Consider the following 23,071-nt stretch of genomic DNA (forward strand, 5'->3'; position numbering starts at 1 on the left):
TTACGTGACGGGTGCTCGGCCGTCCGCCCCCGTTTCGTCGTGGCGGGCGCTTGAAAAGCGGCGGGCCACGGGAGGGGGGTGCCGGGCGCCTGGCCGCCGTTGCCGTCGCCGGGGTGGGCGGATGGGAGGGGTGGCTGAGGCGGGTGAGATGTGACGGGGCGTCAGCGGTGAGTTGGTTACGTTCCATTTCGGGCATGCCTCACATATTTACGTCACCTTCTCACCGCTGACATGTAGTCAGGCTGCCCAGCCGGGCCGCGCACCCGGCGACGCGAGCCCGGCCCGGGTCCCACCTGTCCCGTAGCCCGCCGCTTTTCACGTGCACAACGACGAAACGGGGGCGGACGGCCAAGTACCCGTCACGTAAACCGCCCACAGATTCCGCACCCCACGGCGGCTGGCAGGATGGTGATCATGGATCTGCGTATCGATGCCCCAGTCCGTGCCGGTGAAGAACAGCTCCCTGATGGACGGTTGTTGGGCTGGGCGGAATGGGGGCCAGTGGATGGCGTGCCGGTGGTGCTCTCGCCGGGGGCGGCTACCAGCAGGCATCTCGGCTTCGGGATGGACGTCGTCAACGCGCTAGGCGTACGGCTGATTTCCGTCGACCGGCCCGGACTCGGGGCCTCCACGCCGTCGCCCGGCCGGAGCTTCGCCGACTTCGCCGCCGACATCCGCGCCTTCGCCGCCCGGCGGGAGTTGGGGCGCCCGGCGATGGTGGGGAACTCGCAGGGCGCGCCGTTCGCCCTTGCCTGCGCGGCGAGCGGTGCGGTCTCCGCGCTCGCCGTGGTCTCGGGCGCGGACGAGGTCGCCGACCCGCGGTTCGCCGATGCGCTGCCCGGCGAACTGCGGGGACTCGTGGACACCGCCGTGGCCGATCCGGCCGCAGCGGAACGGATCTTCGCCGGGTTCTCGCCGCAGGCCATGTGGGACATGGTCATGGCCCACAGCCCTGACTGCGACCTCGCTGTATATCGGCAGCCCGCGTTTGCCGCCGTGTACCGGCGAGCGTTGGAGGAAGCCTTCGCCCAGGGGCCGGACGGCTATGCGCGCGACACCGCGCTGGCCATGGGTCGGTGGGGGATCGACCTCGCGGCGATCGGCGTACCGGTCGATCTCTGGTACGGGGAGCGGGACTTCGGCCACTCGTCCGACCAGGGAGCCGGTCTGGCGGCGCGCATCCCCGGGGCCGTACGGCACGTCGTCCCGGAGGCCGGGGGCGCGGTGCTGTGGACGCACGCCGAGCGGATCCTGCGGACGCTGCTGGAGCGCTGCTAGGTTGCGTCGTTGTTTTCGGTTTTCTTCTGTTTCCCCTTGACTGGTTGTGTTTGCTTTGGTTCGATTCCCCCCGCGCTCGACGTAAGGCATCAGATCCACTCCCGGACCACCGGACCACAGGAGAACCGATGCGAAGAACGTGGGCTGCTCTCATCGCCGGCACGCTGGCAGTGGCACCTCTGGCGGCTCTTCCGCTCACTGCCGCCCCGGCTGCCGCTCTCGACAACGGACTTGCCCGGACCCCGCCCATGGGCTGGAACGACTGGAACACCTTCGGCTGCGACGTCAGCGAGAAGCTCGTCGAACAGACCGCTGACAAGCTCGTCACCAGTGGGCTGCGGGACGCCGGGTACCGGTATGTGAACATCGACGACTGCTGGATGGCCGGATCCCGCGACGCCAAGGGCCAACTCGTACCGGACCCGGTCAAGTTCCCCCATGGCATCAAGGGCGTGGCCCGCTATGTGCACAACAAGGGCCTCAAGCTGGGCATCTACGAGAGCGCCGGCACGATGACCTGCGCCGGCTACCCCGGCAGCCTCGGCCATGAGCAGCAGGACGCCAACTCCTTCGCAGCCTGGGGAGTTGACTACCTCAAGTACGACAACTGCCACAACCTCGGCATACCGTCCCGGAAGCGTTACCAGGCGATGGGCGATGCCCTGGCCAAGACACATCGCCCCATCGTCTACAGCATCTGCAACTGGGGCGAGGAGTCCGTGGCGAGCTGGGGCGGCTCGGTCGGCAACCTCTGGCGCACTACGGGAGACATCGACGCCTCCTATGGCCGGATGCTGTCCATCTTCCACCAGAACGTCAAGCTCGCCGACGCCGCCAAGCCGGGCGCCTGGAACGACCCCGACATGCTGGAGGTCGGCAACGGCATGACCCCGGCCGAGGACCGCACCGAGTTCTCGCTCTGGGCCGAGATGGCCGCCCCGCTGATCTCCGGCGCCGATCTGCGCAAGGCGTCGGCCAAGACCCTGGCCGTCTACGGCAACAAGGAAGTCATCGCCGTCGACCAGGACCAACTCGGCAGGCAGGGCAGGCCGGTGAGCATGAAGAACGGCCTGGACGTGCTCGCCAAGCCGCTGGCCGACGGGAGCGTCGCGGTGGCGCTGTTCAACGAGGGTGCCAAGCCGGCCGTGATCTCCACGACCGCCCAGGCCGTCGGGCTGGGACCCGCCCGTGGTTACGCCCTGCGCGACCTGTGGGAGCACCGCACCAACGAGACCGCGGGGGTCATCAGCGCCACCGTGCCCGGTCACGGCACCGTGATGTACCGGGTGTGGCCGACCGGTACGCCCGGCCAGCACACGCCCCACGTGGTGCTGGACACCACCGCGCCCGCCTGGACGGCCGGCAGCTCCGCCACCGTGACCTCGACCGTCACCAACTACGGCACGCAGACTGCCACCGGAGTGGGGCTGGGGATCGACGTGCCGTCCGGTTGGGCCGTCACCCCGCTCACCCGGACCCGTTTCCCCGAACTCCCCGGTGGGCAGCGGGCCGTGGCCAGCTTCAGGGTGACCGCCCCGGCCGTCCTCCCCGCGCCGATCACCCACGCCACGGTGACCGGCACGGCATCCGTTCAGGGACCGGGCGGCTCCCGGACGGTCACCGCGCCCAACCCCACCGAGCTCTCCGCCCCGGTACGGGCCCCGCTGAAGACCTTCACCAACAACACCGCCGCCTTCGGCGCACAGGGAAACCGGCTCGCCATCGACGGAGCGGGCGCCGACCTCTGGTACCACAACGACCAGTACAGCGCGATCTACCAGCCGGGTGCGGAGCGCGACGGTTCCACGACGGTCGTCAGGCTGACCGCCCAGACCTCCACCAACGAGTGGGCCAAGGCCGGAATCATGGTGCGCAATGACATCACCAAGCCCGACGCGTCGCCCGGCTACGTCATCCTCGCCGAAGCCCCCGGCAAGGGCTACGTCCTGCAATGGGACAGCACAGGCAGCGGTCACCTGGACTCCAACAGCGCCCCGCCCAACCAGGGAAGCGGTACCGCCGCCTATCCCAGCCTGCTCAAGCTGACGCGTTCCGGATCCACCTACACCGGCTACTACTCCACCGACGGCAGCACCTGGACCCGGGTCGGCACGGCCAGCCTGCCTCGGGTGAACGCCGCTCAGGATGTGGGGGTGTTCACCAGCTCCCACAGCGAGGGCGCCACGGGTGAAGCCGATTTCACCGACTTCGTACAGACCGGCTGAGGCGTTGGCGGGGGCCGGGAGATCGGCCCGGCCCCGCCGTTTCACCTCGTCGGGGTGGCGTGCCAGTGACGGTGGATGACCTCGCGGTAGGCGGGGTGAGTGGGGTTGCGGTCGGCGTGGCTGGCGGCCCAGCTGTGCGCGATCCCGAAGTCGGGGTCGGGGGTTGAAGCTGCGCCGCATGTGGTGCAGTGCATGGCGAAGGTGACGGGGGTGCGGGATTCGCTCTCGGGGCGGATGATGCGGGTGATGTTCATGTTCCCTGCCTGCTCCAGGAGTTGACCGTACGGGCAGCCGTTCGGCGGCTTTGGGTGTCCGGGAGCCTAGTGGATGCGTGGCAGGTGTGGCAGGCATACCACCCCTAGTAGGTGCGCCATATCTCGACTAGAACGCGATGGTGTGCGTAGCGTGTTCATGTGATCGAATTCGCCCCCGATGTGCCCCGCTGGCGCCAGGTAGCCGAAGTGATCCGACAGCGCATCGTTGATGGCACGTACTCGCCGGGATCTCGCGTGCCGTCCGTGGTGCAAATCCAGGAGGAGTTCGGCATCGCCGGGCAGACGAGCCAAAAGGTGCACCGCGCGCTGCGGGCGGAGGGGTTGATCTACACGGAGCCGGGGCTCGGGTCGTTCGTCGCAAAGCGGCTGCCGAGGCAGGCGACGAAGGGATCGGGTAGGTCCTGAACGCCCTACCCCTGACTCTGGGGGACCGGCCGAAGCGACCTCAAGAGCACCCTGGCGGCCCGCCAGCCGTTGAGTATGGCGCCACCGCCGAAGAGGAGTCGCTTGTGAACGATCAGTCCGCAGCCAGGCTGCCCGAAGAAGAACCCCCGATCATCGCGAGCGTTGTCGCGACCGGGGAAACTGCCGGATACATCCGCGACACCGCTGCCATCACCGGGCGCAGCGAACATGAGCTGACGTTGTTGTGGGCAGCGGGCCAGTTCACGGTTCCCGAGACGGCGTTGGGCGAGGACCCCCGCGTTCCCCCGTGGCCTGACCTGTTCGATGGGCCGGAGGATCTGTCCGAACCGGGAACATCGCATTGAAAGCACCGCCCCGGTACCGGCTTCCTGCCGGTACCGGGGCGGGAGTTGCCAACTGCCCTTCGATTACTTCTTCTTCGGGCCGAACAGCTTGTCGATCTGCTCGGTGAAGGTTTCCTTGGTCATCGGAGGTACCGGCCCTTGGGGGCCCTGCACCGTGATCTGCTTGCCGTCCTTGATCAGGGTCGGGGTGCCGTTGACGCCGTCCTTGCCGAAGAGCTTGCCCATCTCCAGGCCCCACCTGTCGAAGGTGTGGTCGTTGACGCTCTTCTCGAACTTCTCGAAGTCCTTGCTGTCCTTCAGCGCCGGGACCTGCTTGGCGATTTCGATGAGGCGCTTGTCGCTGGAGAAGGCGTCGTCCTGCTCGTTGGGGTGGTTCTTCTCCGAGTAGAGGGCTTCCTTGTACTCGACGAAGGCGTCCTTGCTGACGTTCAGCGCGGCGCCGAGCGCGTTGACGGCGTTCTTGGAGCCGGTGCCGCTGCCCGCGGTGTCGATGAAGTTGACGATGACGTAACGGACCTTGTATCGGCCGTCCTTGACGTCCTGGCGCAGCTGCGGGCCGGCCTGCTGCTCGAACGCGGCGCAGGCCGGGCAGCGTGCGTCCTCGAAGACGGTGAGCGTCTCCTTGGCATTCTTGTCGCCGATGACGATGTCGCCGTTGGTCAGGTTGGCGGGCTTGACGAGTTCCTTCTTGGCGGCTGCCGCCCAGTGGTCGTCACCGCCGCCGTCCTTCATGTTGGCGACCGCGACGCCTATGCCCGCCGCTATGGCCAGGACGACCACCACCGCGCCGCCGACCAGGAGTTGGCGGCGGGTCTTGTCCTTCTTCGCCTGGCGCTCGCGCTCGGCGCGCAGCCGCTCGCGGGCGGCCTGCTTGTTCTGCGGGTTGTTGCGGTTGCTCATGATGTCTTCTCCGTTGACGTACGAGTGTTGAGGGGACCGGGCGGCTCAGGCGAAGGCCGGCGGTCCGCGTCGTACGACGGAGTGGACGAGGTGCGGGAGGGCGGGGGAGGGGTGCAGGGCGCGTACGGGGCGTACGGCCGTACCGCCCGGCGGGCGGGGGACGGACGTGGTGGCCGCCAGCAGCAGCGGGCGGAACGCGAACGCGCCGATCGCGCGCAGCAGTCGGGCCAGGGCCACCTCGCCGCGCCGTAGCCAGGCGGCGGCCAGCAGGCCGACCGCGACGTGCCCGGCGAGCAGCAGCCAGGGGCCGGTGGAGTCGAGGGGCGGGGCGGCGGTGGCCATGCGGGCGAGCGGGGTGCCGAAGGTGCCGCCGTGGCAGACCAGGTCGATGCCCATCTCGCGCAGGGTGCCGGAGACGGGGCCGCCCGCGGGGCCGTAACAGGCGTGCTGGCCGGTCGTGAAGACCGTGTCGGCGGTCAGCTCGAAGGGGATAAGGAGGGCGGCTATTTGTCCGTAAGTGCGCTCGCCGTCACCGCCCGCCAGGGCGTACGCGATCGCGAAGAATGCGGCCGACAGCAGGGCCACCGTGGAGAGCGGCAGCGGCATCCGGGAGAGCAGGACGTGGGACGCCGCCGAGAGGGTCACGCAGACAGCCGTGAACAGCGCGGCGCGCAGCGCCCGCAGTCGAACTCCCGTCCCCTCCATAACGCGGAAGTGTGCCACGTCCGGAGGGGACGGGGAACGGGAGGCGGTGTCAGGACTTCAGCTGGGCGTCGATCGCCTTGGTGAAGTCGTCCGGGGTCATCGGGGCACCCTTGCCGTTGGGGGTGTCGACCTCGATCTTCTTGCCGTCCAGCTTGATCGTCGGGGTGCCGGTGACGTCCTTGGCGTTGTCGAACGTGCTGGACATCTCCAGGGCCCACTTGTCGAAGGTGCCGTCCTCGACGTTCTTGCGGAAGTCGGCATTCCCCTTGAGCGCGGGGACCTGGTCCGCGATCTTCAGCAGGTTGTTCTTGTCCGAGAACGAGTCCTTGGTCTCGTCGGGGTGGTTGGCCTTGGAGTAGAGGGCCTTGTTGTAGTCGACGAAGGCCTGCGGGCTGACGTTGAGGGCCGCGCCCATGGCGCTGAGGGCGACCTTCGAGCCGGTGCCCGGGAGGTTCTTGTCGATGAAGGTGCCGATCGTGTACTGGACCTTGAACTTGCCGTCCTTGACGTCCTTCTCGATCGTCCCGCCGACGTTCTGCTCGAAGACGGAGCAGATCGGGCAGCGCATGTCCTGGTAGACGGTCAGCGTGTGCTTGGCGTCCTTGTTGCCGATGACGACGTCGGTGCCCTTGTCGCCCGTGGCGTTGGCGGGCTTGACGAGGGTCTTTTTCGCCGCGGCCTCCCAGGCGGAGTTGCCGCTGCTGCCGCCCATCTGCGAGACGGCCACGCCGATGCCCGCCGCGATGGCGAGGACGCCGACGACTCCGCCGCCGACCAGCAGCTGGCGCCGGGTCTTGTCCTTCTTCGCCTGGCGCTCGCGCTCCTCGCGGAGGCGATCGCGGGCCGACTGCTTGTTCTCCCAGTTGTTGCGCTTGCTCATGGTGATGCCTGTCTCTCCGTGGTCCGGTGGTTTTCTGCTCAGCCGAAGGCGGAGAGAACCGGTGGTCCGCGTCGTACGACGGAGTGGAGGAGCAGGGGGTGCCGCGGGGCCGTGCGCGTACGGCGCGCGGGGCGTACCCGCGCGCTCCGGTCCCGGCCGGCCGGGGACAGGGCCGCGACGGCGAGGAGCAGCGGGCGGAAGGCGGCCGCGGCGGCCGCGCGCAGCAGGCGGCCGAGGGCGGCCTCGCCGCCGCTCAGCCACGCGGCGGCGAGCAGGCCGGTGGCGATGTGCCCGGCGAGCAGCAGCCAGGGGTGCGGGGCGAGGATGTGCGCGAGGGGGGATCCCACGCTGCCGCCGCCGCAGATCAGGGTGAGGGCGCCCGGGATGGGGCGTCCGGTGCCGTCGTAGCAGGTGTCCTGGCCGGTGGTGAGGGCCGCGCTCACGGCCAGCTCGAGCGGGACCAGGAGGGCGGCGATGGAGCGGTACGAGCGCTCCTCGCGGCCCGCCAGCGCGTAGGCGAGGGCGAAGACCGCGGCGGTGGTGGCGACGACGGTCGGCAGCGGCAGGGCCCTGCCGGACAGCAGCACGTGGGAGGCCGTGGACAGCAGCACGCACAGCGCCGTGAACAGCGCCGCGCGCAGTGCCCGCAACCGTGCCGCTGGTATGTCCATAGGTGTCGAGTCTGGCATGTGCCGGCATAAGGCGCGACTAAAGTGGGGGACCGTATCGAACGTACGTTCGTCACCGTCGCCCCACGGGGCCCGGGCGCGGCCGGTAATCTTCAATGTCCGCCCCGCCCCGCCAGCCGTCCGCCCGGAGGTCTTCCACCGTGAGCAAGCCGCCCTTCACGCACCTGCACGTCCACACGCAGTACTCGCTGCTGGACGGTGCTGCGCGGCTCAAGGACATGTTCAGCGCCTGCAAGGACATGGGCATGACGCACATCGCCATGTCCGACCACGGCAACCTGCACGGCGCCTACGACTTCTTCCACCAGGCCAAGAAGGCGGAGATCACGCCGATCATCGGCATCGAGGCGTATGTGGCGCCCGAGTCGCGGCGCAACAAGCGGCGCATCCAGTGGGGCCAGCCGCACCAGAAGCGCGATGACGTCTCCGGTTCCGGCGGTTACACCCACAAGACGATCTGGGCGGCGAACAGCACCGGTCTGCACAACCTCTTCCGGCTGTCCTCGGACGCGTACGCCGAGGGCTGGCTGACCAAGTGGCCGCGGATGGACAAGGAGACCATCGCCAAGTGGTCCGAGGGCCTGATCGCCTCCACCGGCTGCCCGTCCGGCGAGGTGCAGACCCGGCTGCGGCTCGGCCAGTTCGACGAGGCCGTGCAGGCGGCCAGCGACTACAAGGACATCTTCGGTGAGGGGCGCTACTTCCTGGAGCTGATGGACCACGGCATCGAGATCGAGCGCCGGGTCCGCGAAGGCCTGCTCGAGATCGGCAAGAAGCTCGGCATCCCGCCGCTGGTCACCAACGACTCCCACTACACGTACGCGCACGAGGCCTCCGCCCACGACGCGCTGCTGTGCATCCAGACCGGCAAGAACCTCTCGGACCCCGACCGCTTCAAGTTCGACGGCACCGGCTACTACCTGAAGTCCACGGACGAGATGTACGCCATCGACTCCTCGGACGCCTGGCAGGAGGGCTGCCGCAACACGCTCCTCGTCGCCCAGCAGGTCGACACGGCCGGCATGTTCGAGGCGAAGAACCTGATGCCGAGGTTCGACATCCCCGACGGCTACACCGAGGTCACCTGGTTCCAGGAGGAGGTCCGCCTCGGCATGGCCCGCCGCTTCCCCGGCGGCGTCCCGGACGACCGGCAGAAGCAGGCCGAGTACGAGATGGACGTCATCATCCAGATGGGGTTCCCGGGCTACTTCCTCGTCGTCGCCGACTTCATCATGTGGGCGAAGAACAACGGCATCGCGGTCGGCCCCGGCCGAGGCTCCGCGGCCGGCTCGATCGTCGCGTACGCGATGGGCATCACCGACCTCGACCCCATCCCGCACGGCCTGATCTTCGAGCGCTTCCTCAACCCCGAGCGCGTCTCCATGCCCGATGTCGACATCGACTTCGACGAGCGCAGGCGCGCCGAGGTGATCCGGTACGTCACCGAGAAGTACGGCGCCGACAAGGTCGCCATGATCGGCACGTACGGCACCATCAAGGCCAAGAACGCGATCAAGGACTCGGCCCGTGTGCTGGGTTACCCGTACGCCATGGGCGACCGCATCACCAAGGCCATGCCCGCCGACGTCCTCGGCAAGGGCATCCCGCTGTCCGGCATCACCGACTCCGCCCACCCGCGCTACAGCGAGGCGGGCGAGGTGCGCGGGATGTACGAGAACGAGCCCGACGTGAAGAAGGTCATCGACACCGCGCGCGGCGTCGAGGGCCTGGTGCGGCAGATGGGCGTGCACGCGGCCGGCGTGATCATGTCCAGCGAGACGATCACCGACCATGTCCCGGTCTGGGTCCGCGCCTCCGACGGCGTCACCATCACACAGTGGGACTACCCGAGTTGTGAGTCGCTCGGCCTGCTGAAGATGGACTTCCTCGGCCTGCGCAACCTCACGATCATGGACGACGCCGTCAAGATGGTGAAGGCCAACAAGGGGATCGACATCGATCTGCTGGCCCTCCCGCTCGACGACCCCACGACCTTCGATCTGCTCCAGCGCGGTGACACGCTGGGTGTGTTCCAGTTCGACGGCGGACCCATGCGCTCGCTGCTGCGCCTGATGAAGCCCGACAACTTCGAAGACATTTCCGCTGTTTCGGCCCTGTACCGGCCGGGACCGATGGGCATGAACTCGCACACCAACTACGCGCTGCGCAAGAACAAGCAGCAGGAGATCACCCCGATCCACCCGGATCTGGAGAAGCCGCTCGAGGAGGTCCTGGCCGTCACCTACGGCCTGATCGTCTACCAGGAGCAGGTGCAGAAGGCCGCCCAGATCATCGCCGGCTACTCGCTCGGCGAGGCCGACATCCTCCGCCGTGTGATGGGCAAGAAGAAGCCCGACGAACTGGCGAAGAACTTCACCATCTTCCAGTCGGGCGCCCGGAAGAACGGCTACAACGACCAGGCCATCCAGGCGCTGTGGGACGTGCTGGTGCCCTTCGCCGGCTACGCCTTCAACAAGGCCCACTCGGCCGCGTACGGACTGGTCTCGTACTGGACCGCCTACCTCAAGGCCAACCACCCGGCCGAGTACATGGCCGCCCTGCTGACGTCGGTCAAGGACGACAAGGACAAGTCGGCGACCTACCTCAACGAGTGCCGCCGCATGGGCATCAAGGTGCTCCCGCCGAACGTCAACGAGTCCGTGTCCAACTTCGCCGCGCAGGGCGACGACGTGATCCTCTTCGGCCTCACGGCCGTGCGCAACGTCGGCCAGAACGTCGTCGACTCGATCATCAAGTGCCGCAAGAGCAAGGGGAAGTACACCTCCTTCCCCGACTTCCTCGACAAGGTCGAGGCGGTGGTCTGCAACAAGCGGACCGTCGAATCGCTCATCAAGGCCGGTGCGTTCGACGAGATGGGGCATACGCGCAAGGGCCTCACCGCGCACTACGAGCCGATGATCGACAACGTGGTGGCCGTCAAGCGCAAGGAGGCCGAGGGGCAGTTCGACCTCTTCGGCGGGATGGGCGAGGAGGACAGCGACGAGCCCGGCTTCGGGCTGGACGTGGAGTTCTCCGACGTCGAGTGGGAGAAGTCCTATCTGCTCGCGCAGGAGCGCGAGATGCTCGGCCTCTATGTCTCCGACCACCCGCTCTTCGGCATCGAGCACGTCCTCAACGACAAGGCCGACGCCGGGATCAACCAGCTCACCGGCGGTGAGCACTCCGACGGCGCGATCGTCACCATCGGCGGCATCATCTCGGGCCTCCAGCGCAAGATGACCAAGCAGGGCAACGCCTGGGCCATCGCCACCGTCGAGGACCTGGCCGGCTCCATCGACTGCATGTTCTTCCCGGCCACTTATCAGCTGGTCTCCACCCAGCTCGTCGAGGACGCCGTCGTCTTCGTCAAGGGGCGGCTCGACAAGCGCGAGGACATCCCGCGCCTGGTCGCGATGGAGCTGATGGTCCCCGACCTCTCCAACGCGGGCACCAACGCGCCCGTCATCATCACCATCCCGACGGTCAAGGTCACCCCGCCGATGGTGGAGCGGCTCGGCCAGGTGCTCACGCACCACAAGGGATCGAGCGAGGTGCGGATCAGGCTCCAGGGTCCGCGCAAGACGACCGTGCTCCGGCTCGACCGGCACCGCGTGACGCCCGACCCGGCGCTCTTCGGTGACCTGAAACAGCTCCTCGGTCCGTCCTGCCTGGCGGGCTGAGGCCCGGTACGCACATGAGGGGCGCGTCCGCATCGAGCGGACGCGCCCCTCATGTGCGTCGAAGCGCCGGTCAGTTGTGACCGAAGCGCTTCTGCTTGCTCTTGTGTGCGATGTCCCCCGGGGTGACCCGTTGCTGCACGTTCTCGGACTGTGCCTCCGTGGCGGACTTCTGCGCCTGCTGCTGGCCGCGCTCTGCCTGGCTCGCCTTGGGCTGCTTGCGGCTCTTGTTCTTGGCCATGCTGTGTTGCCTCCAGCTCGGGGTGACCCCCCGCGAGCAACACCCTTGCACGAGGCGACCAATCGCGCATTTCGGGCAATCGATCAGTGTGACAGGGATACTTCTCGGCCACAGGCCGTATCCGCCACGCCGATGATCCAGTTCGGACTGATAACCCCCGCGCGGTCGGGCAGACTCCAGGGAAAGCCACCACACGACCGGGGGCACTGACGTGCCGGGGGCGACCGCACACTTCAAGGACATGCTCGACATACGGAGAGAAGGTGCACCGTGGACCGCTGCGTCGTCCTGGTGGACGCCGGCTATCTGCTGGGCGCCGCCGCGAGCCTGCTGGCCGGGGATTCCGCCCGCTCCCGCATCACCGTCGACCACACCATCCTCATCCAGGGGCTCCGCGAGCGCGCCGAGAACGAGACACGGCAGCCGCTGCTGCGGATCTACTGGTTCGACGGCGCTCCCGACCGCGTCCCCCAGCCCGAGCACCGCAGGCTGCGCGTCATGCCCCGGGTCACCGTCCGGCTCGGCGCGCTGACCCGCAGCACCGACGGCCGCTGGGGGCAGAAGGGTGTCGACGCCGCCATGCACGCCGAGCTCACCGAGCTCGCCCGCAACCGCGCCTGTTCCGACATCGTCCTCGTCACCGGCGACGGCGACCTGCTGCCCGGTCTGATGTCCGCCAAGGAACACGGCGTCGCCGTCCACCTGTGGGCCGTCCAGGCCGCCGACGGCGACTACAACCAGTCCGAGGACCTCGTCGCCGAGGCCGACGAGCGGCGCGTCCTCGACCGGGCGTGGATCACCCGGGCCGTACGGGCCAAGGAACTCACCGCCGCCTGCTCCTCGCCGCCCGCGCCGGGCCCCGAGATCACCGCGATCCTCTCCGCCCCGCTGCCCGAGACGGCGACCGCCGCCGCCTCCGTGCCGGCCGCGGCACCGGCGGCCGAGAACGGCACGGCCTCGCGCAACGGAGTACGCCCCGCCGGCTCCGGCGCGTCCCTCACCGCCGAGCGCGGCGACACACCGGCCGGCAAGGCGGTGCCGACGCCGAAGGACCTCGCCGGCCTCGGCCGTCCCGGCGCCCAGCAGGGCCAGCCGCCCGCCGCGTCCCCCGGCACGGCGGCCGCCACGAACGCCACCCTGCGCTGGTCCTCCGACAAGGGCTGGGTCGACAGAGGAACCGGCAACGGCCTCGGCGAATCGCCCGAGATCGCCTCCCTCCCGATGCTCGCCCAGCTCACGAACGCCGAGCAGCGCTGGGCGGACCGCGAGGAGGACATCACCACGGTCGGAGGCGACCCCTTCGAGGTCGGGCAGGTCTTCGCCCGCCGCTGGACGGAGCGGATCAGCGACTCCGTCAACCTCCAGCACCTGTCCACCGAGTACCCGCGCATCCCGCACCGGATCGACGGCGAGCTGCTGCGGTACGCCGCCCGCTTCGGGCTGCTGGCGCACAAGGACGACCAGATCGACGAGCACGACCGGTACGCGATCCGCGCCGGGTTCTGGCGGGAGATCGACACGCGGACGGCGGCCGAGCACGCGCCGGCGGGGGACTGAGGGGAGAGGTACCCCCATGGCGGGCTGAATGGTGTGCCCCCGAGGCGAGTCGCGTGGGGCCGGGCGCGTACTCTCGTAGCTCGTGAGAACGAGCGCGGAACAAGCGGAAACGGCGGCAAGCCCCACCGTGTGCACCGTGCGTGGCCTCGTCAAGGCCTACCCCGCGACCCGCGGGCGCCGCGGCGCGCCCGCCGCCCCGGCCGTACGCGCCACCGACGGCATCGACCTCGACATCCGGCGCGGCGAGATCTTCGGGCTCCTCGGCCCCAACGGCGCGGGCAAGACCACGCTCGTCCGCCAGCTCACCGGCCTGCTGCGGCCCGACGAGGGCAGTGTCGCACTGCTCGGCCACGACCTGGTGCGCCACCCCGAGCGCGCCGCCCGCCTCGTCGGCTACCTCGGCCAGGAGTCCTCCGCCCTCGACGAACTGACCGTGGCCCTCGCCGCCGAGACCACCGGCCGGCTGCGCGGCCTCACCGCACGCGACGCGCGGGCCGCGCGCGACGCCGTCCTGGACGAGCTGGGGCTCGGCCCGATCGCCGGACGGCCGCTGAAGAAACTTTCCGGCGGGCAGCGCCGCCTCGCCTGCTTCGCCGCCGCGCTGGTCGGGGAGCGCCCCCTGCTCGTGCTGGACGAGCCGACCACCGGCATGGACCCCGTGGCCCGCCGCGCCGTCTGGGCCGCCGTCGACCGCCGGCGCGCCGAGCGCGGCACGACGGTGCTGCTCGTCACCCACAACGTCATCGAGGCCGAGACCGTCCTCGACCGGGTCGCGGTGCTGGAGCGCGGCCGGATCATCGCCTGCGACACCCCGGCCGGGCTCAAGGAACTCGTCGGCGACGAGGTGCGGGTCCAGCTCGTGTGGCGCGACGCGCCGCCGCTGGACGTGCCCGAGGTCGCGGCCCTGCGCGCGAGCGCGGACGAGACCGGCCGGCGCTGGTCGCTGCGGCTCGCCCCCGCCGAGGCGCGTGCCGCCGTCGCCGCCGTCACCGGCGGGCCCGCCTTCGCGGCGCTCGACGACTTCACCCTGGCCAAGCCGAGCCTGGAGGACGTCTACCTGGCGCTCGGCGGGCAGGCGAAGGGCCTGGTGAAGGGGTGACGGTGACCGTACGGAACAGGAGCTGTGCCGCGTGAGTGCCGTATCCGCAGAGGCGGTGGCCGAGCCCGCCGCGTCCGCCGCCACGAGCCGGGCCGCCGGGCCGGCGCCCGCCCCCCTGCCACCCGGGGCACGGCTGCTGCCCGCGCTGGCCGCCGTCTACCGGGCGCAGCTGTCGCGCGCCCGGGTCGCGCGGATCCCGCTGCTGTTCGTGGCGACCTTCCAGTCCGTCGGGATCATGATCCTGATGCGCGGGGTCGTGGACGGCGGGGACGACGCGCGTGCCGTCGTGTCCGGTTCCAGCGTGCTGGTGGTGGCGTTCGTCGCGCTGAACCTGCTCGCCCAGTACTTCGGCCAGCTGCGCGCGAGCGGCGGCCTCGACCACTACGCGACCCTGCCGGTGCCGCCCGCGGCCGTGGTGCTGGGCGCGGCGGGGGCGTACGCGTCCTTCACCGTGCCCGGCACGGTCGTCACGGCGGTCGTGGGCAGCGTGCTGTTCAAGCTGCCGCTGGCGCATCTGTGGGTGCTGGCCGCGGTGATCCCGCTGGCCGGTGCGGCCCTCTCCGGGCTCGGCGCGGCGCTGGGACTGCTCGCACCGCGGCCGGAACTGGCCACGCTGTGCGGCCAGTTGGGCATGTCGGCGGCGCTGCTGCTCGGGGTGCTGCCGGCCGCGCACATGCCGGCGGTCATCGTCTGGGCCCGTGATCTGCTGCCGTCCACGTACGGGGTGGAGGCGCTGGCCCGCAGCTTCGACGCGCGGCCCGACTGGCCGCTGGTCGCCGCGGACCTGGGGGTGTGCGCGGCGGTGGGCGTGGTCTCGCTGGCCGTGGCGGCCTGGGCCTACCGGCGGGCGGCCGTGCGATGACGGACCGCGGGCGCCGTGCCGGTGCCGGGGGTACGGATGCCACCTGGCACGATGGCGGGGTGACCGCACCACTGACTCCGTCCTCGCCCCTGCCCTCGGATGGGCCCTCGGATGAGACCTCGGATTCGTCCGGGCCCGGCCGGCTCGCCGAGGCGCGCCCGGCGATCGTCGTCGCGATGGCGGTCACGGTGTCCGGGGTGCTGCTGGGGCTGCTGTGGGTGTGGCTGGCACCGCGGGTGCCGTTGATCTCCGACGCCAAGGCGGTCTACCTCAAGAGCGGCGAGGGCGAGCAGGCGATCGGCGCGGACGGGACGTTCGCCTTCCTGGCGCTGGGCCTCGGCGTGCTGAGCGCGGCGCTCGTCTTCTGGTTCCGGCGCACCGGCGGCATCGCCGTGGTCGTCGGCCTCGCGGTGGGGGCCGTACTGGCCTCGGTGGTCGGCTGGCGGCTGGGCATGTGGCTCGGCCCGACGTCGGACGTGGCCGCGCACGCGCGTGCCGTGGGCAAGGGCGTCGTCTTCGACGCCCCGCTGAAGCTGGGGGCGAAGGGCATGCTGCTGGCCTGGCCGGTGGCGGCGATGCTGGTGCACTTGGTGCTGACCGCGTTGTTCGGGCCGCGCGACCCCGAGCCGGTGTCGTCTCCGCTGCCGTCGCTGGAGCCGCGCGGCTGATCTCTACGCGGGCTCTACGCGGGCCTGCGGCCGTGGTTGGCCCGGTTCTTACGGAGCCGCCACCGGCGCTTGCGGGTGCGCTTGGACATGCGATCCCTCCCCTGGGGCGTGGCGCGGGGTCGCGCCTCTACGGTCGTAGCGGAGGGGTGCGGGTACGTCCAGGGCGCGCGTGCGTTTCCGGCTGACCGCCGGTGGGTGGGCACGCCCCTGCGGGGCGTATTGCTCCCCGCCCACGCGCCACCCGTTACTCGGAACCGGGTCGGCTCGCTTTCCTGTGGGGGTTGCCCGCCGGCGGTCAGCCGACGCGCGCGACCCCCGCCACCACCGCACCCGTGAGCTCCGCGAGGTCGCCCGGGGCGAGCTCGACCTCCAGCCCCCGGCGCCCCGCCGAAACGCACACCGTCGCGAACCCCAGGGCGGAGCGGTCCAGCACCGTGGCGAGGCGGCGGCGCTGGCCGAGTGGTGAGATTCCGCCCCGTACGTAGCCCGTGGCGCGCTCCGCGGCCGCCGGGTCGGCCATCGATGCCCGCTTGCCGCCGACGGCCGTGGCCAGGGCCTTGAGATCGAGGGAGCCGGAGACGGGGACGACCGCCACGGTCAGGGTGCCGTCGACGTCGGTGACGAGGGTCTTGAAGACGCGGTCCGGCGCGACGCCCAGTGCCTGCGCGGCCTCCTCCCCGAAGGAGGCGGAGGCCGGATCGTGGTCGTAGGAGCGGACGGAGAAGGCGGTGCCCGCCTTCTCCAGGGCGACGATCGCCGGGGTCGCTCCGGACTTTTCGGACTTCCCGGACTTCTTCGCCAAGGTTCCGCTCCTCCGCGTCAGTTGGGGCTGGTCGGCCGCCGGGTCAGCTCCGAGGCCGGCAGCGACGGGAGCTTACCGATCAACGCCGTCTCGGTGCGCAGCAATTTCAGCTCGTCCGCCAGCCGGGACGCCGTGTCGGGTGCCTGGAGCAGCCGCTGCTTGGCGGGCACGTCGAGCATCATCGCCGCGGCGACCAGGTACGAGAGCACGGACGGCTCGTGCGGCAGGTCCGCCTCCCCGGCGATCGACCGCTCGCTCGCCCCGGCCAGCCGCTTCTGGTACGCGCGGAACGCCCGCAGCACGCCCGAGGCGAGCGCGCCCGCCTCGTCGCCCTGCTGCTCCTCGATGTCCTCGACCTCGCCGGTCAGGAAGGGGCCGGTCGTGTCGACGGACAGCAGCCTGAAGCGCGTGGTGCCGGTGGCCAGCACCTCGTAGGTGCCGTCCGTCCGCTCGCGGATCGTGGCGGCGTCGGCCACGCAGCCGACCGTGTGGAAGGCCTTGACCGGGTCGGGGCCGAAGCCGGTGGCCGGACCCGGTTCGGGGCGGGCCCCCTCCGGCAGGCCGGGGGCGCTGTGCGCCACCTCCAGGCCGTCGCGGATCGCGACGACGCCGAAGCGGCGCGGCTCGTCGTCGGGGAACTCCGACAGATGGCGCATGAGCGCGCGGTACCGCTGCTCGAAGACGTTCAGCGGGAGAACGAGGCCCGGGAACAGCACCGAGTTCAGTGGGAAAATCGGAAGACGCGCGGTGGACACAGCCCGTAAGCCTAATGGCCCCGCCGGGCCGTATGCCCGGGGACCACGGTCACTGGCGGCGCAACAGCCGCGAGACGCCCGCCGTGACGGTGGTGGCCAGGACCCAGCCGACCAGTACCAGGCCCGTGGCCAGCCACTGTCCGAGCCCGCTGGTCTTCCAGGCGTCCCGCTGGCCGAGATTGACCACCGGGAGGATCAGATCCAGGGTGTAGAGCTCGGGGTTCCAGGTCGGCGCCCCCTCGTCCGGCCGGACGGGCGGCATGGGGTGGCGGTCGTAGTAGACCGTGCCGAGTGCCCACAGCACGGCCATCCACAGGGCGGCGCGGCCGGGCCGGTAGCCGTAGGCGACCGTCCAGTCCTGGAGCAGGCCCCACGTCTTGGCGGCGAGCGGCAGCGTCTCGCGTCTGCGGCGCTGCTTGGCGAGCAGCACCGCGCGCGCGTCGGCGTCCTCGCCGCTCTCCCGCAGGGCGGTGGCGAGCTGCTCGTACGGCTCCGGGGCGTACTCCGGGGTGGCGGCGGCCACCCACTCGAGCCGCTGGGCGAGCGGGAAGTGGCCGAGGGGGATCAGGTGGTCGTAGGAGAACCCGGCCATCGACAGGCTGCCCGGCCCGGGCCAGCTGTCCCGCTTGTCGACCAGGTTGCCGACCCTGGCACCCGACAGCACGACCCGCCCGGCGGGCGGGCACTCGCCGAGGAAGCGCAGCTCGGGCGTCTGCACCCGGCGGAGCGACAGCTCCTGGTCGGGGCCCACCGCGAGCCGGGCCATGGTGAAGTCCACGGCGTCCCCGAACCGCCCGTCGTCCAGCCGGAGCCCGCCCTCGCAGGTGAAGCGCTGCATGCGCATGCCGCGCTCCGGCTGGGACGTGGGGATGCCGTACGGGGGAGTGGCGCCGCCGGAGAGGGAGGGGCCGACGGAGGCCGGGGTCAGGTAGAGGGTGCGCTCCACCGTGAGCTGCGGGGCGTTGAGCGCACGGAGCCCGTACGGATTGCTCAGCGTCGTGCCGCGCAGGCTCAGCGAGACCCCTATCTTCGCGCCCCGCATGCTCAACTCACCGTAGGATCTCGCCAGTTCGGCCTGGAGGTCCTGGCCGACGGTCAGGCCGTCGGCGCTGACGGACTGGCCGCGCCGGTCCCTGCGCACCACCAGCTGGTTGAGCAGCAGGTCGGTGCCGATGTGCGCGTCGGTCAGCCGGATGCCGCGCCGCACCGCGCAGCGGGTCAGGTGCAGATCGCCCTCGGTGCGCAGCCGGGCGGCCTCGATGCGGGGGATCGCGCAGCCGACCAGGCGCAGGGTGGCGAAGTGGCTCTCGGCCAGCAGCAGTTGCTGCTCGAAGCGGCAGCCGCGCAGCTCGACGTACGGCACGACCGTCCCGCCGGCCAGGTCGAGCGTGCCGGTGATCTGGGCGCCGGTGAGCTTGAGGGCGCTGACCCGCCCGGGCAGGGCGGGCGGCCCGTCCAGCAGCAGCAGGGCGACGACCCGGGCCCGCACGCTGCGCTCGGGGCCCCACGTGTGCGCGGCGCTCGGGTCGTTCTGCTCCGGGTAGGGGGTGCGCAGATCGTGGGTGGTGCCGGTGCGGAACGCCTGCCACATGCTCCGCTCGGACGCGGTGAGGTCGAGCCCGGCAGGGGGCTCGCCGTCGGGTGACCCGGACACGATTCCCTCCCCTCACTCGTACGTTCGTGCGTACGATTCCCTCTCGGTGACCGCTTGAACACGATGAGTGGGGGGCAGTTTCGCTCCCCGTACCACTGGGTGGTACAGGGAGCCGTGTGCCAGGGCGGGTCTGAGACAATTGGCCATGTGATCCACCGAATCGATCTGCGTGGTGCCGCTCTGTCGGAGCACGGCATCGACCGCGACCTGCTGCCCCGAGCCGAACTCGACGTCGAGGCCGCCCTGGAGAAGGTGCGGCCCATCTGCGAGGACGTGCATCATCGCGGCACGGCGGCATTGATCGACTACGCGGAACGCTTCGACGGCGTGAAGATCGACCGCGTGCGGGTCGCCCCCGAGGCGATCGACCAGGCCCTCGCCGATCTCGACCCGGCCGTGCGCGCGGCCCTCGAGGAGTCCATCCGGCGGGCCCGCAAGGTCCACGCCGAGCAGCGCCGCAGCGACAAGACCGTCATCGTCGTGCCCGGCGGCACGGTGACCGAGCGCTGGGTGCCCGTCGAGCGCGTCGGCCTCTATGTCCCGGGCGGCCGCTCGGTCTACCCCTCGTCCGTGATCATGAACGTGGTGCCGGCCCAGGAGGCGGGCGTCGGTTCCATGGCCGTCTCCTCCCCGCCCCAGAAGGACTTCGGCGGCCTGCCCCACCCCACGATCCTGGCCGCCTGCGCGCTGCTGGGCATCGACGAGGTGTACGCCGCAGGCGGCGCCCAGGCCGTCGCCATGTTCGCCTACGGCACCGACGAGTGCCGCCCCGTCAACATGGTCACCGGCCCCGGCAACATCTGGGTCGCCGCCGCCAAGCGGCTGCTCAAGGGCCGTATCGGCATCGACGCCGAGGCCGGCCCGACCGAGATCGCGATCCTCGCCGACAGCACCGCCGACCCGGTGCACATCGCCGCCGACCTGATCAGCCAGGCCGAGCACGACCCGCTGGCCGCCGCCGTCCTCGTCACCGACTCCGAGGAACTGGCCGAGGCCGTCGAGAGGGAACTCGAGACCCAGGTCGCCGCGAGCAAACACGTCGAGGACCGGATCGCCCCCGCGCTCTCCGGCCGCCAGTCCGGCATCGTGCTGGTCGAGGACATGGAGCAGGGCCTCGCCGTCGTCGACGCCTACGGCGCCGAGCACTTGGAGGTCCAGACCGCCGGGGCGGCGGCCCTCGCCGCCCGGGTGCGCAACGCCGGGGCGATCTTCGTCGGCCCGTACGCCCCCGTCTCGCTCGGCGATTACTGCGCCGGCTCCAACCACGTGCTGCCGACCGGCGGCTGCGCCTGCCACTCCTCCGGGCTGTCCGTGCAGAGCTTCCTGCGCGGCATCCACGTCGTGGACTACAGCCGCGAGGCCCTCGCCGACGTCGCCCACCACGTGGTGACGCTCGCCGAGGCCGAGGACCTGCCCGCGCACGGCGCGGCGGTCAAGGCACGGTTCGAGTGGAAGGTGCCGAAGGGCAAGTGATGACCGGCATTGACGATCTCCCCATCCGGGACGAGCTGCGCGGCAAGTCCCCCTACGGCGCCCCCCAGCTCGACGTGCCCGTACGCCTGAACACCAACGAGAACCCCTACCCGTTGCCCGAGCCCCTCGTCGCCCGTATCGCCGAGCGCGTCGCCGAGGCCGCCCGGCACCTCAACCGCTACCCCGACCGCGACGCGGTCGAGCTGCGCACCGAACTGGCGAAGTACCTCACCCGCACCGCCGGGCACCCGGTCGCCCGCGAGAACGTGTGGGCGGCCAACGGCTCCAACGAGGTCCTCCAGCAGCTCCTGCAGACCTTCGGCGGCCCCGGCCGCACGGCCCTCGGCTTCGAGCCCTCGTACTCGATGCACGCGCTGATCTCGCGCGGCACCGGCACCGGCTGGATCTCCGGGCCGCGCCGCGACGACTTCACCATCGACGTCGACGCGGCCGTGCGCACCATCGCCGAGCACAAGCCCGACGTGGTCTTCATCTGCTCGCCCAACAACCCCACCGGCACGGCCGTCGAGGCCGACACGGTGCTGCGGCTGTACGAGGCCGCGCAGGCGGCCAAACCGTCGATGGTCGTCGTCGACGAGGCGTACGGCGAGTTCAGCCACCGGCCCTCGCTGCTGCCGCTGCTCGAGGGCCGCCCGCACCTCGTCGTCTCCCGCACCATGTCCAAGGCGTTCGGCGCGGCCGGGCTGCGCCTCGGCTACCTCGCCGCGCACGCCGCGGTCGTCGACGCCGTCCAGCTGGTCCGGCTGCCGTACCACCTGTCGTCCGTCACCCAGGCCACGGCGCTCGCCGCGCTGGAGCACACCGACACCCTGCTCGGCTACGTCGAACAGCTCAAGACCGAACGCGACCGCCTCGTCACCGAACTGCGCGCGATGGGCTGTGAAGTGACCGAGTCCGACGCCAACTTCGTCCAGTTCGGACGCTTCCGCGACAGCCACACCGCCTGGCAGGCGATCCTCGACCGGGGTGTCCTGGTACGGGACAACGGCGTGCCGGGGTGGCTGCGGGTCACCGCCGGGACCCCGCAGGAGAACGACGCGTTCCTGGACGCGGTCCGTGCAGTACTGAAGGAGAACCCATGAACCGCGTGGGCCGCGTAGAGCGCACCACCAAGGAAACCTCCGTGCTCGTCGAGATAGACCTCGACGGCACCGGACAGGTCGACGTCTCCACCGGCGTCGGCTTCTACGACCACATGCTCGACCAGCTCGGCCGCCACGGTCTCTTCGACCTCACCGTCAAGACCGACGGCGACCTGCACATCGACACCCACCACACCATCGAGGACACCGCCCTCGCGCTCGGCGCCGCCTTCCGGCAGGCGCTCGGCGACAAGGTGGGCATCTACCGCTTCGGCAACTGCACGGTGCCGCTGGACGAGTCGCTCGCCCAGGTGACCGTGGACCTCTCCGGCCGCCCCTACCTGGTGCACACCGAGCCCGAGAACATGGCGCCGATGATCGGCACGTACGACACGACGATGACCCGGCACATCCTCGAGTCCTTCGTCGCACAGGCGCAGATCGCCCTGCACGTCCACGTCCCGTACGGGCGCAACGCCCACCACATCGTGGAGTGCCAGTTCAAGGCCCTCGCCCGCGCCCTGCGCTACGCCTGCGAGCGCGACTCGCGGGCCGCCGGGATCATTCCGTCCACGAAGGGTGCACTGTGAACGGGCTGTCCACCGCGCTGATCCTGGTCGGCCTGTTCCTCGTCGGCGGCATCATCTCCTTCGTCAAGCAGGGCATGCCCAAGGGCGTGATCGTGCTGCTCGGCTTCGGTGCCGCGATGGCCCTGGCCGCCGGCCTGCTGCGTATCGATGGGCTGTGGTCATGAACCGTAAGAAAGTGGTCGTCTTCGACTACGGCTTCGGCAACGTCCGTTCCGCCGAGCGCGCCCTCGCGCACGTCGGCGCGGACGTCGAGATCACCGGCGACTACGACCGGGCGATGAACGCCGACGGGCTCCTCGTCCCCGGCGTCGGCGCGTTCGCGGCCTGCATGCAGGGGCTGCGCGCCGCGCGCGGCGACTGGATCGTCGGCCGGCGGCTGTCCGGCGGCCGTCCGGTGATGGGCATCTGCGTCGGCATGCAGATCCTCTTCGAGCGCGGCATCGAGCACGGCATCGAGACCGAGGGCCTCGACGAGTGGCCCGGCACCGTCGAGCCGCTCAAGGCGCCCGTCATCCCGCACATGGGCTGGAACACCGTCACGCCCGCCGAGGACTCGCAGCTGTTCGCCGGTCTGGACGCGGACACCCGCTACTACTTCGTGCACTCCTACGCCGTGCGCGAGTGGAGCCTCCAGGTCGGCAACGACGCCATCCGCCCGCCCAAGGTCACCTGGGCCACGCATGGCGAGCCGTTCGTCGCCGCCGTCGAGAACGGTCCTCTGTGGGCCACGCAGTTCCACCCCGAGAAGTCCGGCGACGCCGGAGCGACCCTGCTCCGCAACTGGCTGGACACGCTGTGACCGGCACCCGTCCCCTGCTCTCCGGCCCGGCACGGCGCCCGGCCGGTCTGCTCCCCACCGTAAGGTCGC

General features: G+C 70.6%; 23 protein-coding genes. 14 read left to right on the forward strand and 9 right to left on the reverse strand.

Annotated elements, in window-relative coordinates; translation table 11 throughout:
- The first annotated feature begins 414 nt into the window (after positions 1-414).
- Together ACV530_RS27915 and ACV530_RS27920 are read left to right on the forward strand one after the other, a co-directional pair.
- Complete coding sequence (locus ACV530_RS27915) at positions 415-1,278, forward strand: alpha/beta fold hydrolase (RefSeq protein WP_494335398.1); 864 nt, start codon at positions 415-417, stop codon at positions 1,276-1,278.
- Positions 1,279-1,406: 128 nt separating this feature from the next.
- Complete coding sequence (locus ACV530_RS27920) at positions 1,407-3,503, forward strand: NEW3 domain-containing protein (RefSeq protein ID WP_494335399.1); 2,097 nt, start codon at positions 1,407-1,409, stop codon at positions 3,501-3,503.
- Between the two features lie 41 nt (positions 3,504-3,544).
- Here the strand turns inward: ACV530_RS27920 and ACV530_RS27925 are convergent, their stop codons facing one another.
- On the reverse strand, positions 3,545-3,757 hold the full coding sequence (locus tag ACV530_RS27925; RefSeq protein ID WP_494335400.1) for a DUF7848 domain-containing protein: 213 nt from the start codon (positions 3,755-3,757) through the stop codon (positions 3,545-3,547).
- 159 nt (positions 3,758-3,916) lie between these two features.
- Here ACV530_RS27925 and ACV530_RS27930 point away from each other — a divergent pair, with 159 nt between their 5' ends.
- On the forward strand, positions 3,917-4,183 hold the full coding sequence (locus ACV530_RS27930; RefSeq protein ID WP_494335401.1) for a GntR family transcriptional regulator: 267 nt from the start codon (positions 3,917-3,919) through the stop codon (positions 4,181-4,183).
- A 104-nt stretch (positions 4,184-4,287) separates the two neighbouring features.
- Complete coding sequence (locus tag ACV530_RS27935) at positions 4,288-4,548, forward strand: hypothetical protein (protein WP_494335402.1); 261 nt, start codon at positions 4,288-4,290, stop codon at positions 4,546-4,548.
- 63 nt (positions 4,549-4,611) lie between these two features.
- Here ACV530_RS27935 and ACV530_RS27940 read toward each other — a convergent pair whose 3' ends face one another.
- Genes ACV530_RS27940 through ACV530_RS27955 form a run of 4 tightly spaced genes read right to left on the reverse strand, consistent with a single transcriptional unit; the run spans position 4,612 to position 7,704 of the window.
- Positions 4,612-5,448: a thioredoxin domain-containing protein gene (locus tag ACV530_RS27940; RefSeq protein ID WP_494335403.1), complete on the reverse strand. Its 837-nt coding sequence runs from the start codon at positions 5,446-5,448 to the stop codon at positions 4,612-4,614.
- A 45-nt stretch (positions 5,449-5,493) separates the two neighbouring features.
- Positions 5,494-6,153 carry a hypothetical protein gene (locus ACV530_RS27945; protein ID WP_494335445.1) on the reverse strand — a complete coding sequence of 220 codons (660 nt, stop codon included), beginning with the start codon at positions 6,151-6,153 and terminating at the stop codon, positions 5,494-5,496.
- 49 nt (positions 6,154-6,202) lie between these two features.
- Positions 6,203-7,033: a thioredoxin domain-containing protein gene (locus ACV530_RS27950; RefSeq protein ID WP_494335404.1), complete on the reverse strand. Its 831-nt coding sequence runs from the start codon at positions 7,031-7,033 to the stop codon at positions 6,203-6,205.
- A gap of 38 nt (positions 7,034-7,071) precedes the next feature.
- The gene (locus ACV530_RS27955) at positions 7,072-7,704 is read right to left on the reverse strand and encodes a hypothetical protein (protein ID WP_494335405.1); all 633 of its coding nucleotides are present in this window, start codon (positions 7,702-7,704) and stop codon (positions 7,072-7,074) included.
- Positions 7,705-7,862: 158 nt separating this feature from the next.
- Between ACV530_RS27955 and dnaE the strand changes: the two genes are divergently transcribed.
- Positions 7,863-11,402 (forward strand): DNA polymerase III subunit alpha, encoded by a 3,540-nt coding sequence (gene dnaE / locus ACV530_RS27960; RefSeq protein ID WP_494335406.1) that lies wholly within the window; start codon positions 7,863-7,865, stop codon positions 11,400-11,402.
- Positions 11,403-11,472: 70 nt separating this feature from the next.
- Here the strand turns inward: dnaE and ACV530_RS27965 are convergent, their stop codons facing one another.
- A complete protein-coding gene (locus tag ACV530_RS27965) occupies positions 11,473-11,640 on the reverse strand; it encodes a hypothetical protein (RefSeq protein ID WP_494335407.1) in 168 nt (55 codons plus the stop codon).
- A 270-nt stretch (positions 11,641-11,910) separates the two neighbouring features.
- Here ACV530_RS27965 and ACV530_RS27970 point away from each other — a divergent pair, with 270 nt between their 5' ends.
- The 4 genes from ACV530_RS27970 (at position 11,911) to ACV530_RS27985 (ending at position 15,826) form a co-directional block, all read left to right on the forward strand.
- On the forward strand, positions 11,911-13,197 hold the full coding sequence (locus tag ACV530_RS27970; protein ID WP_494335408.1) for an NYN domain-containing protein: 1,287 nt from the start codon (positions 11,911-11,913) through the stop codon (positions 13,195-13,197).
- An 82-nt stretch (positions 13,198-13,279) separates the two neighbouring features.
- Positions 13,280-14,296, forward strand: a complete 1,017-nt coding sequence (locus tag ACV530_RS27975; RefSeq protein ID WP_494335409.1) for an ABC transporter ATP-binding protein — start codon at positions 13,280-13,282, stop codon at positions 14,294-14,296.
- 31 nt (positions 14,297-14,327) lie between these two features.
- The gene (locus ACV530_RS27980) at positions 14,328-15,158 is read left to right on the forward strand and encodes an ABC transporter permease (protein ID WP_494335410.1); all 831 of its coding nucleotides are present in this window, start codon (positions 14,328-14,330) and stop codon (positions 15,156-15,158) included.
- A 59-nt stretch (positions 15,159-15,217) separates the two neighbouring features.
- On the forward strand, positions 15,218-15,826 hold the full coding sequence (locus ACV530_RS27985) for a hypothetical protein (RefSeq protein ID WP_494335411.1): 609 nt from the start codon (positions 15,218-15,220) through the stop codon (positions 15,824-15,826).
- Between the two features lie 295 nt (positions 15,827-16,121).
- Here ACV530_RS27985 and ybaK read toward each other — a convergent pair whose 3' ends face one another.
- From ybaK to ACV530_RS28000, 3 genes are read right to left on the reverse strand one after another with little or no spacing between them, the layout of a single operon-like run.
- Entirely contained in the window at positions 16,122-16,628 is a 507-nt protein-coding gene (ybaK, locus tag ACV530_RS27990; protein WP_494335412.1) for a Cys-tRNA(Pro) deacylase, read from the reverse strand.
- 17 nt (positions 16,629-16,645) lie between these two features.
- Positions 16,646-17,383 carry an LON peptidase substrate-binding domain-containing protein gene (locus tag ACV530_RS27995; protein ID WP_494335413.1) on the reverse strand — a complete coding sequence of 246 codons (738 nt, stop codon included), beginning with the start codon at positions 17,381-17,383 and terminating at the stop codon, positions 16,646-16,648.
- A 49-nt stretch (positions 17,384-17,432) separates the two neighbouring features.
- Positions 17,433-19,037: an oxidoreductase gene (locus ACV530_RS28000; RefSeq protein WP_494335414.1), complete on the reverse strand. Its 1,605-nt coding sequence runs from the start codon at positions 19,035-19,037 to the stop codon at positions 17,433-17,435.
- Positions 19,038-19,184: 147 nt separating this feature from the next.
- On the opposite strand from ACV530_RS28000, the gene hisD reads away from it, so the two are divergent.
- Genes hisD through hisH form a run of 5 tightly spaced genes read left to right on the forward strand, consistent with a single transcriptional unit; the run spans position 19,185 to position 23,002 of the window.
- Positions 19,185-20,510 (forward strand): histidinol dehydrogenase, encoded by a 1,326-nt coding sequence (hisD, locus tag ACV530_RS28005; protein ID WP_494335415.1) that lies wholly within the window; start codon positions 19,185-19,187, stop codon positions 20,508-20,510.
- Positions 20,510-21,613, forward strand: coding sequence for a histidinol-phosphate transaminase (locus ACV530_RS28010; RefSeq protein WP_494335416.1), 1,104 nt, complete (start codon positions 20,510-20,512; stop codon positions 21,611-21,613). The genes hisD and ACV530_RS28010 overlap by 1 nt, the downstream gene beginning before the upstream one ends.
- On the forward strand, positions 21,610-22,203 hold the full coding sequence (gene hisB, locus ACV530_RS28015) for an imidazoleglycerol-phosphate dehydratase HisB (RefSeq protein ID WP_494335417.1): 594 nt from the start codon (positions 21,610-21,612) through the stop codon (positions 22,201-22,203). Before ACV530_RS28010 ends, hisB begins: the two co-directional genes overlap by 4 nt.
- Positions 22,200-22,367 carry a hypothetical protein gene (locus tag ACV530_RS28020; RefSeq protein WP_494335418.1) on the forward strand — a complete coding sequence of 56 codons (168 nt, stop codon included), beginning with the start codon at positions 22,200-22,202 and terminating at the stop codon, positions 22,365-22,367. The genes hisB and ACV530_RS28020 overlap by 4 nt, the downstream gene beginning before the upstream one ends.
- Positions 22,364-23,002 (forward strand): imidazole glycerol phosphate synthase subunit HisH, encoded by a 639-nt coding sequence (hisH, locus tag ACV530_RS28025; protein ID WP_494335419.1) that lies wholly within the window; start codon positions 22,364-22,366, stop codon positions 23,000-23,002. Before ACV530_RS28020 ends, hisH begins: the two co-directional genes overlap by 4 nt.
- The last annotated feature ends 69 nt before the right edge of the window (positions 23,003-23,071 follow it).

It is taken from the genome of Streptomyces sp. SX-6, from assembly GCF_059089585.1.

Bases quoted from the DNA above. Each gene is read 5' to 3' on its own strand.
- ACV530_RS27950 (WP_494335404.1), bottom strand. From the start codon at position 7,033: ATGAGCAAGCGCAACAACTGGGAGAACAAGCAGTCGGCCCGCGATCGC.
- ACV530_RS27940 (WP_494335403.1), bottom strand. From the start codon at position 5,448: ATGAGCAACCGCAACAACCCGCAGAACAAGCAGGCCGCCCGCGAGCGG.
- ACV530_RS27915 (WP_494335398.1), top strand. From the start codon at position 415: ATGGATCTGCGTATCGATGCCCCAGTCCGTGCCGGTGAAGAACAGCTC.
- hisH (WP_494335419.1), top strand. From the start codon at position 22,364: ATGAACCGTAAGAAAGTGGTCGTCTTCGACTACGGCTTCGGCAACGTC.
- ACV530_RS27955 (WP_494335405.1), bottom strand. From the start codon at position 7,704: ATGGACATACCAGCGGCACGGTTGCGGGCACTGCGCGCGGCGCTGTTC.
- ACV530_RS27925 (WP_494335400.1), bottom strand. From the start codon at position 3,757: ATGAACATCACCCGCATCATCCGCCCCGAGAGCGAATCCCGCACCCCC.
- ACV530_RS27965 (WP_494335407.1), bottom strand. From the start codon at position 11,640: ATGGCCAAGAACAAGAGCCGCAAGCAGCCCAAGGCGAGCCAGGCAGAG.
- ACV530_RS27945 (WP_494335445.1), bottom strand. From the start codon at position 6,153: ATGGAGGGGACGGGAGTTCGACTGCGGGCGCTGCGCGCCGCGCTGTTC.
- ACV530_RS27920 (WP_494335399.1), top strand. From the start codon at position 1,407: ATGCGAAGAACGTGGGCTGCTCTCATCGCCGGCACGCTGGCAGTGGCA.
- ACV530_RS28010 (WP_494335416.1), top strand. From the start codon at position 20,510: ATGACCGGCATTGACGATCTCCCCATCCGGGACGAGCTGCGCGGCAAG.
- hisB (WP_494335417.1), top strand. From the start codon at position 21,610: ATGAACCGCGTGGGCCGCGTAGAGCGCACCACCAAGGAAACCTCCGTG.